This is a genomic window from Burkholderia sp. APQ4-4ca (assembly GCF_057837105.1).
Genome location: NZ_JBYQCG010000097.1, coordinates 87,071 through 99,579 on the forward strand (window position 1 = coordinate 87,071; position 12,509 = coordinate 99,579).

Below are 12,509 nucleotides of genomic sequence, written 5' to 3' on the forward strand. Positions count from 1 at the left end.
CAGGATGCAATGCGCCGCAAACGCATCGGGTGTTACCCCGCTTGCGTTCGCGGCGCCGTCACCTTATCGACGCGCGTTGCCGGCTCAGAAGCCGCTCAGCACGAGCTTGCCGATCGCGCGGCCGCCCTCGAGCATTCGATGCGCGCGCCGCACGTTCTCGGCATTGATCGTGCCGAGCTGTTCGCCGAGCGTCGTGCGCAGCGTGCCGGCGTCGATCAACCGTGCGACTTCGCCGAGGATCTTGTGCTGCTCGATCATGTCCGGCGTCTCGAACATCGCGCGCGTGAACATGAATTCCCAGTGAAACGCGGCGCTCTTCGCCTTCAGCAATTCGACCGGCACCGGCTTCGCGTTCTCGACGATCGTGCAGATGCCGCCCTGCGGCCGGATGACTTCCGCGGCGGCCGGGAAATGATGGTCGGTATCGTTGAAGATCAGCACGTAGTCGACGCTCGGATGGCCGGCCTCGCGCAACTGCGCCGGCAGGTCGCCGAAATGATCGACCACCGCATCCGCGCCCAGCGTGCGCACCCATTCGGCCGATGCCGGCCGCGACGCGGTCGCGATCACGTGCAGCTTGCCGAGCGTCTTCGCGAGCTGGATCGCGATCGAGCCCACGCCGCCCGCGCCGCCGATGATCAGCACCGACTTGCCGGCGTCCGCGCCCTGCGGCGACACGCGCAACCGATCGAACAGCGCTTCCCACGCGGTCAACGCGGTGAGCGGCAGCGCGGCCGCCGCCGCGAAGTCGAGCGTGCGCGGCTTCAGCGCGGCGATTCGCTCGTCGACCGCGTGGAATTCGCTGTTCGCGCCGGGCCGCGTGATGCTGCCCGCGTAGAACACTTCGTCGCCGGGCCGGAACAGCGTGACGTCGGCGCCGACCGCGACGACCGTGCCGGCCGCATCCCAGCCGAGCACGCGCGGCGTCTCCTCGACCTGCGGCTTCGGCGCACGCACCTTGGTGTCGACCGGGTTCACGGAAATCGCCTCGACTTTCACAAGCAGGTCGCGCGGGCCCGGCACCGGCTGCGGCAGTTCCACGTCGAGCAACGCTTGCGGGTCGTCGATCGGCAGATAACGGGTCAATCCAACGGCTTTCATCTCGATACTCCTTTCAGGGGGATCCGGCAGGCTGCGGCGCAACCTCCATGCGTGCCATCGTAGGCAACCCGATCATTCGAGAAAACCGCTATATTTCCTGAAACATTTTCAGGAATTTCAGAATAATGAGGTCCGATCCCGAGGCTGGTCCGATTCCCGCGCCCGACAAGCCGCTCGACCTGCTCGACGTCGCGCTGTTCGTGCGCGCGGCGCTGCTCGCGAACGTCAGCGCGGCCGGGCGCGAATTCGGCGTGTCGGCCGCGGTCGCGAGCGCGCGCATCGCCCAGCTCGAACGCCAGCTCGGCGCCCGGTTGCTGCACCGCACCACGCGCCGCATCAGCCTTACGCAGGACGGCGAAATCTTCATGGCGCGCGCGGACGCGCTGCTCGCGGCCGCCGACGCGGCGCGTGCGTCGGTGGGCCGCGGTCGCAGCGAGCCGTACGGGCGGCTGAAGGTGTCGATGTCGTCGTCGTTCGGGCGCCAGCACGTCGCACCGGTGATTCCGGCGTTCCTGCGCCGCTACCCGTCCGTGTCGCTCGATCTGCGGCTGTCCGACGAGATCATCGATCTGGTCGACGACGGCTACGACGTCGCGATCCGTCTCGGCGTGCTGAAGGATTCGACGCTCGTCGCCCGCAAGCTCGCCACCAACCGCCGCGTGCTGTGCTGCTCGCCCGCCTATCTCGCCGAACACGGCACGCCGCGCCATCCGGCCGACCTGACGCAGCACGAATGCGTGATCCTCGGCGACCAGCGCGACTGGTCGTTCGCGACGCCGCAAGGCGCGCTCACGGTGCGGGTCGGCGGCCGGCTCGTCGCGAGCAACGGCGAGGCGATCCGCGAAGCGCTCGTCGACGGCTTCGGGATCGCGATCAAGTCGACCTGGGACGTCGGCCCGCTGCTCGCGAGCGGCGCGCTCGTCACCGTGCTCGACGACTACCCGTTCGCGGACGACGTCGCGATCTGGGCCGTCTATCCGAGCCGCGCGCACGTGCCGCTGAAAACGCTCGCGTTCATCGCGTTCCTGGCCGAGCATTTCGGCGATCCGCCGTACTGGGATCGGGCAAACGGGTAACCACCGCCATCCCGCGCACGGTTTCGCGCCCGCGCCGGCCGCCACGCGCGGCCAACCGGCTACAATGGCGCGTTCGCGACGCACTGGCCCGCCGCCGCACGGGGCCCGCGCGCGCAGGCGGCCGCCCGTGGGCCGCGCACGTCATTCATTCGCTTCCCAACCACTCGTCATGACCCACAATCTCGTCATCCAGAGTCTTGCGCCGCTGTCGGACGCCCATCACAAACCGCTGCTCGCGCTGTCGCGCGGCACCCGCGTCGTGCAGACCGACGATCACGCGCTGCGCATCGAAAACGCGAGCCCGGCGCAACGCCTCGACATCGATGCGTACTGCGGCACGCACGCGCTCGACTTCGGCTTCGTCGAGGCCGGCCGCACGCTCGGCGATTTCGGGCTCGCGGTGATGGACATGGATTCGACGCTGATCACGATCGAATGCATCGACGAGATCGCCGATTTCTGCGGGCTGAAAACGCAGGTCGCGGAGATCACCGAAGCGGCGATGCGCGGCGAGATCCGCGATTTCAACGAAAGCCTCACGCGCCGCGTCGCGCTGCTGGCCGGGCTCGACGCGCACGCGCTCGAGCGCGTGTACGAAGAACGGCTGCAACTGTCGCCGGGCGCCGAAACGATGCTGGCCGGCGTGAAGGCCGCCGGCATGAAGACGCTGCTGGTGTCGGGCGGCTTCACGTTCTTCACCGAGCGGCTGAAAGCCCGCCTCGGCCTCGACTACGCGCATGCGAACACGCTGGAGATCGTCGACGGCAAGCTTACCGGCAAGGTGCTCGGCGAGATCGTCAACGCCGACGTGAAGGCGCGCCTGCTGCGCGATACCTGCGCGTCGCTCGGCCTCGAGCCGAGCCGCGCGATCGCGATGGGCGACGGCTCGAACGACCTGAAGATGATGGCGGAAGCCGGGCTGTCGGTCGCGTTCCACGCGAAGCCCGTCGTGCGCGATGCGGCCACCGTCGCATTCGACCATGTCGGCCTCGACGGGCTGTTGCGCCTGTTCTGATCCCCCGGCACCGTCAATGAAAACGCCGGCGCGATATCGCATCGCGCCGGCGTTTCGTTTTTGTGCCGGACGTTGCCGGCGTGCGATCAGCCGAGCGTGGCCTGCATCGCCCGCTCGATGTCCGCGCGCAAGTCCGCTTCGTCCTCGAGACCCACGTAGAAACGCACCAGCGTGCCGCGATGCGGCCAGTCCGGACGCATCGACGCGACGTCGTAAGGCATCGCGAGGCTGCACGCGCCGCCCCAGCTCCAGCCGATCGCGAACAGCTCGAGCGACTCGACGAAACGGTCGATCTGCTCCGCGCTGTAGCGTGCGTCGAACACCACCGAGAACAACCCGCCCGCACCCGTGAAATCGCGCATGAACGACGCGTGCCCCGGGCAGTCGGCGATCTGCGGGTGCAGCACCGTCGCGATCTCCGGCCGCCCCTTCAGCCATCGCGCGAGCGCAAGCGCGCTTTTGCTATGCGCATCGAAGCGCACCTGCATGCTCGGCAGGCTGCGCAGCACGAGCGAGCAATCGTCGGCCGACACGCCGATTCCGCAGCGCATCCGCGCGAGCTTCAGCTTTGCGTGCAGTTCCGCGTTCGCGGTGATCGTCGCGCCCATCAGGACGTCGCTGCCGCCAGACTGGTACTTGGTCAGCGCCTGCACCGAAATGTCGACGCCGTGCGCGAACGGCTTGAACGCGAGCCCCGCCGAGAAAGTGTTGTCGATCGCGGTGACGATGCCGCGCGCCTTCGCGGCCGCCGTGATCGCCTGCACGTCGGGCACCTCCATCGTCACCGAGCCCGGCGCCTCAAGCCAGATCAGCCGCGTGTTCGGCTGGATCAGCTCGGCGATGCCGGCGCCGATCAGCGGATCGTAGCAGCGCACGGTGATGCCGAAATCGTTCGCGAGCCAGTGGCCGAAATCGGCGTTCGGGCCGTACACGTTATGCGGAACCAGTACGTCGTCGCCCGCTTTCACGATCCCGAAGTAGACGTTCATGATCGCCGCGAGACCCGACGGCTGAAGCAGCGCGTGCGTGCCGCCTTCGATCTCGGCGAGCCGCTGCGCGAGCGCGAGCGACGTGGGCGTCGCGTGCAGCCCGTAGCGCCACTGATTGTCGTCGTGCCAGACCAGCGCGCGCATCGTCGCGAGATCGGGGAACACGACCGTCGACGCGCGCGCGACCGGCGGCACGAACGAACGGAAGCCTTCCGGAATGACGTCGTCGGGTTGAACGATGCGGGTTTGCAGCGCGCGCTTGGGAGTGGAGGCAGTCATGACTGGGGGGCCGGGCACGCGGCCGTTCGGTTGCGGAATATGTCGTTAGAGTAGCCAAAATCGGCGCGCTTGGCCCGGTACAATGCGCGCCGCGCGCACCGAGCCAGCACGCGCTCAGTCGTCGGTACGCAGGTTGACGACGCCGCCCACCGTCTCGACTTCCTGCACGCGGCCGTCGCGCACCTGCAGCGCCGCGCGCTTGCCCGGCGCCAGACGCAGCACGACCGGCTGCGGGTCCGATTCGTCCGAATTCATCCGGTCGGCCTTCAGGTCGCCCGTCGCGTCGAAGCGGCCGATCCACACGCCGGTGATGTTCGTGCCGTCGTTCGACTCCTCGATCTCGAGCGTATCGCCGTCGCGGTCGCCCGCGAGCAGCACGACTTCGCCCGTGTCGGCGAACTGGTATTCGCCGTGCACGCCTTCCTCGTCGGTCTTCGGGCCGAGGTGCACGACGATCGGCCGATCGCCGAGCGTGCCTTCGTAGCGCGGCAGGCGGGCAAACTCCGGATTCGGCTTCAGCGGCCGCGCCGGCGCCGGTTCGTCCTGCTGCACGCCCGGCGCGACCGCCTGCGCGGTGACCCCCGTCGGCATCGCGATGCTCGCCACCAGCGCGCCCGCGACGACGAGCGCCCGTTGCCATTCCGAATATCGACCCACCGTGTGTTGCTCCTTGCTTCAGATTCGCCCGACCATCGCGGACCGTGCCGGGCCGGACCCGGTTCCTGCATGACCGCGCAAGCCTGCGCCGCGGATGCGCGGGGCTTGCGCGTTTCGCGTCAGCCCTGCATCAGGCGTTCCACCGCATCGCGACGCGGAATCGGCGCGACCGCGCCGTAACCGGTCGTCGACAGCGCCGCCGCCGCGTTCGCATAACGCGCGGCCGCGAACGGATCGTCGCCCGCGACGATCCGCGCGACGAACGCGCCGCCGAAGCAGTCGCCCGCGCCAGTGGCGTCGACGGCCTCGACCGCGAAGCCCGGCACGACGCGCCGTTCGTGCGGCGTCGCGACATACGCGCCGTCCTTGCCGAGCTTCAACGCGACGACCTGCGGCCCGTGTTCGAGCATCGCGTCGACGATCGCGTCGCGATCGTTCGCGCCGGTGAGCGCCGTGACGTCGTCCCAGCTCGGCAGGCAGATGTCCGTCTGCCGCAGCGCCTCGCGCATCACCGCACGGGCACGCGGCAGCGGCCACAGCTTCAGCCGCAGGTTCGTGTCGAAGCTGACCTTCGCGCCGTTGCGACGCGCATGGTCGATCGCCGCGAACGCCGCGTCGCACGCGGCCGTGCTGATCGCCAGACTGATGCCCGACAGGTGCACGGCCCGCGCGGCCGCGAGCGCGTCGAGCGGCAAGTCGGCCGTCGCGTAGCGGCTCGCCGCCGACCCCGCGCGCAGATAGTCGAACTGATGGCCATCGGCGCCGTGCGTGACGAAATACACGCCGGTCGGCGCCGAGCGGTCGATCCGCACGTACGTCGCGTCTACCTGCTCCGACGCCCACATGTCGGCCAGCAGACGGCCGAACGGATCGTCGCCGATCGCCGACACGAAGCCCGTCGACGCGCCCTGGCGCGCCGCCGCGATGCAGAAGTTCGACGTGTCGCCGCCGAAGCCCTGCAGGTATTCAGGCCGTCCCGGCTGCGACTGGTTGAATTCGATCATCGCCTCGCCGAGCGCGAGGATCTCCGGGAATCCAGCGGCCATCGCTTATACCTCGCCCCACAGATCGTGGCCGTCGGCGCCCGTGATCTTCACGGACACGAAATCGCCGACCTTGTAGCGCTTCGATGCCTTCGCCGCCGGCTCGACGTAGACGACGCCGTCGATCTCCGGCGCATCGGCTGCCGTACGGCCGATGCCGCCTTCCGCGCCGACTTCGTCGATCAGCACCTTGAGCGTCTTGCCGACCTTGCGCTGCATGCGGTTCGCCGACACTTCCTCCGCCACTTCCATGAAGCGCGCGCGACGTTCCTCGCGAACCTCGTCCGGCAGCGCGCCGTCCAGGTCGTTCGCGGTCGCGCCCTCGACCGGCGAATACGCGAAACAGCCGACGCGATCGAGTTCCGCCTCGCGGATGAAGTCGAGCAGCGTTTCGAACTGTTCCTCCGTCTCGCCGGGGAAGCCCGCGATGAACGTGCTGCGGATCGTCAGGTCCGGGCAGATCTCGCGCCACTTCTGCACGCGCTCGAGCACCTTCTCGGCGTTCGCCGGCCGCTTCATGCGCTTCAGCACTTCAGGGTGCGCGTGCTGGAACGGCACGTCGAGATACGGCAGCACGTGGCCCTTGAACGGGCCTTCGGCCATCAGCGGAATCACTTCGTCGACGCTCGGATACGGATACACGTAGTGCAGGCGCACCCACGCGCCGTACTGCGCGGCGAGTTCGCCGAGCGCGGCGACCAGGTCGGTCATGCGCGTCTTGATCGGCTTGCCGTTCCAGAAGCCCGTGCGGTACTTCACGTCGACGCCGTATGCGCTCGTGTCCTGCGAGATCACGAGCAGTTCCTTCACGCCCGACTTGAACAGGTTCTCGGCTTCCAGCATCACTTCGGCGACCGGGCGCGATACCAGATCACCGCGCATCGACGGGATGATGCAGAACGTGCAACGGTGGTTGCAGCCTTCGGAGATCTTCAGGTATGCGTAGTGGCGCGGCGTGAGCTTGATGCCGGCCGCGGGCACGAGGTCGACGAACGGGTCGTGCGGCTTCGGCAGGTGCGAATGCACGGCCTGCATCACTTCGCCCACCGCGTGCGGGCCGGTGACGGCGAGCACTTTCGGGTGGACTTCCTCGATCAGGTTCGAGCCGCTCGCGCTCGACTTCGCGCCGAGGCAGCCGGTGACGATCACCTTGCCGTTTTCGGTCAGCGCTTCGCCGATCGCGTCGAGGCTTTCCTGCACGGCTTCGTCGATGAAGCCGCAGGTATTCACGACGACGAGGTCGGCGCCGTCGTAGCTGCCGGAGATTTCATAACCTTCGGCGCGCAGTTGCGTGATGATTTGTTCGGAATCGACGAGCGCCTTCGGGCACCCGAGGGATACGAACCCTACTTTGGGGGACTGGGACATCTGGAATGTGGGGGCGTGGCAGCAAAAGCGTGAGTTTACAGCCATTTAGGGGCGGCGAGCCAAAATGAATGACAGGCCCGCGGTTGCGGGAACCGGCGCCTTCGCCCCCCCGGCCGTGCGCGGGACAGCCTCTATGCCGCATGCCGTGACGACCGAACGCAAGCCTGTGCAATGGGTAATCGCACTCAAGCCACCGGACCCCAATACCCTCTGTGAAAACCGCACCGGTTCCCGCCGTGCTGGCGAGTGCAAGCCCAATATCGGGCTTTGCCGCTTCAGCCGATCATACGGAATTCAAATGACGTGGACATGTAATCGAGTGTAATGGATGTGCCGCGCGGGGGAAGTTATGTTTTTCGTGTGCGAGATTGCGTACGTCATGCACCGGCCTTGCAGACAAATCGCGCGCCCCTTTGACCCGCGGTAGCAATTCACTCGAGGAAACGAAATGTACAAGCAACCCAACATTGACGCCGGCATTCGGGAAATCACCTTGCTCGCGGTGATTAATGCGGAAAAGTGATTGAAGAGGCGCAGGGCAGAACGTCCATGGTCAAAACCGCCCCTGTCCAGATCGGGCACAATCATCAATACCTGCTGTGCGACGACCCTTACCGCCGCTCCAAAAATCAAGGCGCGTGGAATATCGAATTCGCACTATACAAGCTCGACGCAGACGGGGAAACGCAAAGCCTTCACAGCTACTACGAATGGGATCCGACAATTACCACGTTGGCGCTGTAAATAGAAACCCGAGAGGCTGGGCGACGGGTGCCTGCTTCGACAAAGTGAGCACCCGTGAATGACGCCTTCCGGTGCATCCCGCCACATCGTTCAAGCGCACACGCCCCCCCCGGAGAGTGAAGCTGCGGTCAAGCGTATCGCACAAAAATCGGCACGGATTCGCGGCGCCGCTATGCGAAAATCGAAGCCATCGCTCTCTTCCCTCCACTCAACGGGGCTCGCATGACCACCCACATCACGATCGAATTCACCGAACACGCGGCAGAAGCCATCGGTGAGCAAACCAGCACCAGCTTTTCCTACGACCAGGGTGCCCACGTGCCGCAACCCGGCGACTTCGTCGAGCTCGAAAATTCCCGGCAGACGTTTCTCGTGATCGGCCGCGTATTTTCGCTCAAGGCCAACTACAGCGCGGTCAAGCTCGTTCTCGATCTGCCGCCGCCGGATGGCGAAAACGGATTCGATCCGGCGTGACGCCTCCAATTCCGTGACGAAATCGCAAGAAGTCCACCGAAGCAGGCCCGTACTCGATCCGATGTTCACTTCGGATACATCGTCAGGCACCGGTTGAACCAGACCGCCTCGTCGCCATCGCCGATCAGGCCGAGCTCCGTATGGAGTGGCGGCCGGCCGGTTGTCGGCGCAGACGCGTGACTATCGCTATCGACCGCACTCACCGCGCGATACTGACAAATCGCATACGAAACGTGTCCGCCGCGCGCATCGCCCGTGAATATGCCCCTTTGCAGCATCGGCTGCCAGCCTCAATACCGGATGCCATTACTCAAAAAATCCGGACAAGCAAATAAAAATAGAGAAATAAATAAAAATCGATGAGTTTATTTATTCTCAGCCACTCACCACCCCCGATCTTCGCTTGACCGCGCAACACAATTCATCAGAATAATTTATAACACTCAACAATCAATAAAAACCATTTCCAAATCCGCCACCTTCATCCAAAACCCGATCAACCTCCGATATATTTCACGTCATTCAGACATCGGCGCCCATTCGGCCAGCCAATACTGAACCGCGCATTACCCGCATCACAACCCCAGCAATCCACTCATTCATCAAGGAAAGACCATGAGAAAACTCGCGGCCACCCTCGCTTCCGTCATGATGCTTGCCGCCTCCTCGTATGCGTCCGCGGAATCGCTTTGCAAGGCAGGCAAGATCGACAAGATCGAAACCGATACGAGCGGCAATCTCCTCGTATCCATCAACGATGGCATTTACTCGTTCAGCGCCAAGGAAGTGTTCCCGATCATCTACTCGGCATTTTCCGAAAATAGAAATCTGTTTATTTACGGAAATAATTGCGCGAACGGATCGGCGGCAGGCCGCTTCGCGGTTCGATAAGCCGGCCGAAAATCCGGTCATCGGCTTTTTTTACAATCGGCGATTTATCTGATGTTTGGCCGACCGGGCTTTGCCGGTCGGCCTTGTGCGTTTTAATCTGCACCGATGTGCGACGGCACGACAACGCCCATGTCCGCGCGGGCAATGCCACCATGCGGACAATCGTGCCGCGACGCGGCCGGTTGCCGTCCCGCACGGGACGTCCCACGCGATGCCGGTGTGACACTTTGCGCGTCCACACCGGATCGCCGCTTACTTCTTCTCCGGCTCCGACGCTCCCGGCTGCTTGAACGGGAACGTGCTGAACATCGACTTCGCCTGGTTCTGCATCTGCTCCTGCATCTGCACGAACATGTTCTTCGACTGCTCGATGTAGCTCGTCATCATCCCCTGCATCATCGGGGCCTGCATGTTCATGAACTGCGACCAGACTTCCGGGTTCATCGCGTTACCTTCGTAGAGGTTCTTCGATTGATCCGCGAGCTTGTTCTGGATGTCGATGAATGCCTGGATGTTCTTTTCCAGGTACGTGCCCATCATGCCCTGCATCGCATGACCGTAGAAACGGATGATCTGCGACAGCATCGAGGACGAGAACATCGGCACGCCACCGCTTTCCTCTTCGAGAATGATCTGCAGGAGGATGCTGCGCGTCAGGTCTTCGTTGGACTTCGCATCGACGACCTTGAAGTCCTCCTGCTCGAGCACGAGCTGCTTCACGTCGGTCAGCGTAATGTACGTGCTTGTCTCGGTATCGTAGAGCCGGCGGTTCGGGTACTTCTTGATGAGCCGTTCGGCCGTCTTCTTTGTAGTAGTCATGTAACGCCTTTGAGTGCAGCGTAGCGCAAGTGACGAATCCCCGCCGCCCGAATCCGGGAGGCGGGGGCCTTCGGAAACGCCCGGCTGCGCGGCCATCCGGCCCGCGCAGCCCGGACGCTCAGCCCATGTGCAGGCCGCCGTTCAGCGAGAAGTCGGCGCCCGTCGCGAAACCGGAATCGTTCGACGCGAGCCAGGCGACGATCGAACCGATTTCCTCCGGCCCGCCGAGCCGCCGCACCGGGATCGTCGCGACGATCTTCTCGAGCACGTCCGGACGGATCGCCTTCACCATGTCGGTACCGATGTAGCCCGGCGACACGGTGTTGACCGTCACGCCCTTCGTCGCGACTTCCTGCGCGAGCGACATCGTGAAGCCGTGAATGCCGGCCTTCGCGGTCGAATAGTTCGTCTGGCCGAATTGCCCCTTCTGGCCGTTCACCGACGAAATGTTGATGATGCGGCCCCAGCCACGTTCGACCATGCCGTCGATCACCTGCTTCGTCACGTTGAACAGGCTCGTCAGGTTGGTGTCGATCACGGCCGTCCAGTCTTCATGCGTCATCTTGCGGAACACGACGTCGCGCGTGATGCCCGCGTTGTTGACCAGCACGTCGATCTCGCCGACTTCGGCCTTGACCTTGTCGAACGCTTCCTTGGTCGAGTCCCAGTCGCCGACGTTGCCTTCCGACGCGATGAAGTCGTAGCCGAGCGCCTTCTGGTCCTCGAGCCATTTCACCCGGCGCGGCGAGTTCGGGCCACAACCTGCAACCACCTTGAAGCCGTCTTTCGACAGGCGCTGGCAAATGCTGGTGCCGATGCCGCCCATCCCGCCCGTTACGTACGCAATTCGCTGAGACATAAATCTCACTCCATTTTTTGGTTTCGAGAGCTGCCTGAAGCCCCCTCTGACTTCACGTGACGCCGGCCGAAGCCGCAATCGGCCGAAGCACGGATCCGGTTCGCCAGTGGCGAACGGCCGGTTACGGAGGGCCGGTTACGGACGCTCGACCGCGAGCGCGACGCCCATCCCGCCGCCGATGCACAGCGACGCCAGCCCGCGCTTCGCATCGCGCTTGGCCATCTCGTGCAGCAGCGTCACCAGGATCCGGCAGCCCGACGCGCCGATCGGATGGCCGATCGCGATCGCCCCGCCGTTCACGTTCACCTTCGACGTGTCCCAGCCCATCTGCTTGTGCACCGCCAGCGCCTGCGCCGCGAACGCCTCGTTGATCTCCATCAGATCCAGATCGCCCGGCGTCCAGCCCGCGCGCTCCAGCGCACGGCGCGACGCCGGCACCGGGCCCATGCCCATCACGCTCGGATCCACGCCCGCGTTCGCATACGCCTTGATCCACGCCAGCGGCGTCAGGCCCAGCGCCGCCGCCTTCTGCGCCGACATCACCAGCACCGCCGCCGCGCCGTCGTTCAGCCCCGACGCGTTCGCCGCCGTCACCGAGCCGTCCTTCGCGAACGCCGGCTTCAGCCCGGCCAGCGACTCCGCCGTCACGCCGTGACGCACGAATTCGTCGGTCGCGAACTGCAGCGGTTCGCCCTTGCGTTGCGGGATCGACACCGGCACGATCTCGTCATTGAAACGCCCGGCCTTCTGCGCGGCTTCCGCCTTGTTCTGCGACAGCGCCGCGAACGCGTCCTGCTCTTCGCGCGTGATCCCGTATTCCTTCGCGACGTTCTCCGCCGTGATGCCCATGTGGTACTGGTTGTACACGTCCCACAGCCCGTCGACGATCATCGTGTCGACCAGCTTCGCGTCGCCCATCCGGAACCCGTCGCGCGAGCCCGGCAGCACGTGCGGCGCCGCGCTCATGTTCTCCTGGCCGCCCGCGATCACGATCTCCGCGTCGCCCGCGACGATCGCGTTCGCCGCCAGCATCACGGCCTTCAGGCCCGAGCCGCACACCTTGTTGATCGTCATGCCCGGCACGGCGCTCGGCAGCCCTGCCTTGATCAGCGACTGCCGCGCCGGGTTCTGCCCGGAGCCGGCCGTCAGCACCTGGCCCATGATCACTTCGCTGACCTGCTCGGGCTTCACGCC

General features: G+C 65.2%; 13 protein-coding genes. 5 read left to right on the forward strand and 8 right to left on the reverse strand.

The annotated features are described in order from the left end of the window. Nucleotides 1-84: 84 nt before the first annotated feature. Nucleotides 85-1,101 carry a zinc-binding alcohol dehydrogenase family protein gene (locus AC3IFE_RS11235; protein WP_489190559.1) on the reverse strand — a complete coding sequence of 339 codons (1,017 nt, stop codon included), beginning with the start codon at nucleotides 1,099-1,101 and terminating at the stop codon, nucleotides 85-87. A 125-nt stretch (nucleotides 1,102-1,226) separates the two neighbouring features. On the opposite strand from AC3IFE_RS11235, the gene AC3IFE_RS11240 reads away from it, so the two are divergent. Both AC3IFE_RS11240 and serB read left to right on the forward strand, forming a co-directional pair. Next, nucleotides 1,227-2,177, forward strand: a complete 951-nt coding sequence (locus AC3IFE_RS11240) for a LysR family transcriptional regulator (RefSeq protein ID WP_489190560.1) — start codon at nucleotides 1,227-1,229, stop codon at nucleotides 2,175-2,177. Nucleotides 2,178-2,346: 169 nt separating this feature from the next. After that, entirely contained in the window at nucleotides 2,347-3,192 is an 846-nt protein-coding gene (gene serB, locus AC3IFE_RS11245; RefSeq protein WP_089467550.1) for a phosphoserine phosphatase SerB, read from the forward strand. A gap of 86 nt (nucleotides 3,193-3,278) precedes the next feature. On the opposite strand, the gene AC3IFE_RS11250 is transcribed toward serB, so the two are convergent. The 4 genes from AC3IFE_RS11250 to rimO form a co-directional block, all read right to left on the reverse strand. Then, nucleotides 3,279-4,460, reverse strand: a complete 1,182-nt coding sequence (locus AC3IFE_RS11250; protein WP_489190562.1) for a cystathionine beta-lyase — start codon at nucleotides 4,458-4,460, stop codon at nucleotides 3,279-3,281. Between the two features lie 114 nt (nucleotides 4,461-4,574). Further along, nucleotides 4,575-5,117 carry a hypothetical protein gene (locus tag AC3IFE_RS11255; protein WP_489190563.1) on the reverse strand — a complete coding sequence of 181 codons (543 nt, stop codon included), beginning with the start codon at nucleotides 5,115-5,117 and terminating at the stop codon, nucleotides 4,575-4,577. A 119-nt stretch (nucleotides 5,118-5,236) separates the two neighbouring features. Then, complete coding sequence (locus tag AC3IFE_RS11260) at nucleotides 5,237-6,163, reverse strand: sugar kinase (protein ID WP_089467553.1); 927 nt, start codon at nucleotides 6,161-6,163, stop codon at nucleotides 5,237-5,239. Nucleotides 6,164-6,166: 3 nt separating this feature from the next. Next, complete coding sequence (gene rimO / locus AC3IFE_RS11265) at nucleotides 6,167-7,528, reverse strand: 30S ribosomal protein S12 methylthiotransferase RimO (protein ID WP_089467554.1); 1,362 nt, start codon at nucleotides 7,526-7,528, stop codon at nucleotides 6,167-6,169. A 549-nt stretch (nucleotides 7,529-8,077) separates the two neighbouring features. Between rimO and AC3IFE_RS11270 the strand changes: the two genes are divergently transcribed. The 3 genes from AC3IFE_RS11270 to AC3IFE_RS11280 all read left to right on the forward strand — a co-directional run bounded on the left by AC3IFE_RS11270 (nucleotide 8,078) and on the right by AC3IFE_RS11280 (nucleotide 9,637). Further along, nucleotides 8,078-8,272, forward strand: a complete 195-nt coding sequence (locus AC3IFE_RS11270) for an AidA/PixA family protein (RefSeq protein WP_489190564.1) — start codon at nucleotides 8,078-8,080, stop codon at nucleotides 8,270-8,272. Nucleotides 8,273-8,494: 222 nt separating this feature from the next. Continuing rightward, nucleotides 8,495-8,746: a hypothetical protein gene (locus AC3IFE_RS11275; protein WP_089467555.1), complete on the forward strand. Its 252-nt coding sequence runs from the start codon at nucleotides 8,495-8,497 to the stop codon at nucleotides 8,744-8,746. 615 nt (nucleotides 8,747-9,361) lie between these two features. Beyond that, the gene (locus tag AC3IFE_RS11280) at nucleotides 9,362-9,637 is read left to right on the forward strand and encodes a hypothetical protein (protein WP_089467557.1); all 276 of its coding nucleotides are present in this window, start codon (nucleotides 9,362-9,364) and stop codon (nucleotides 9,635-9,637) included. A gap of 252 nt (nucleotides 9,638-9,889) precedes the next feature. On the opposite strand, the gene phaR is transcribed toward AC3IFE_RS11280, so the two are convergent. From phaR to AC3IFE_RS11295, 3 genes are all read right to left on the reverse strand, one after another. Beyond that, the gene (gene phaR / locus AC3IFE_RS11285) at nucleotides 9,890-10,456 is read right to left on the reverse strand and encodes a polyhydroxyalkanoate synthesis repressor PhaR (protein WP_006485265.1); all 567 of its coding nucleotides are present in this window, start codon (nucleotides 10,454-10,456) and stop codon (nucleotides 9,890-9,892) included. A 118-nt stretch (nucleotides 10,457-10,574) separates the two neighbouring features. Further along, entirely contained in the window at nucleotides 10,575-11,315 is a 741-nt protein-coding gene (locus AC3IFE_RS11290) for a 3-ketoacyl-ACP reductase (protein WP_006491801.1), read from the reverse strand. A 135-nt stretch (nucleotides 11,316-11,450) separates the two neighbouring features. Then, a partial coding sequence (locus AC3IFE_RS11295; protein WP_489190566.1) for an acetyl-CoA C-acetyltransferase occupies nucleotides 11,451-12,509 on the reverse strand: 1,059 nt, incomplete at its 5' end.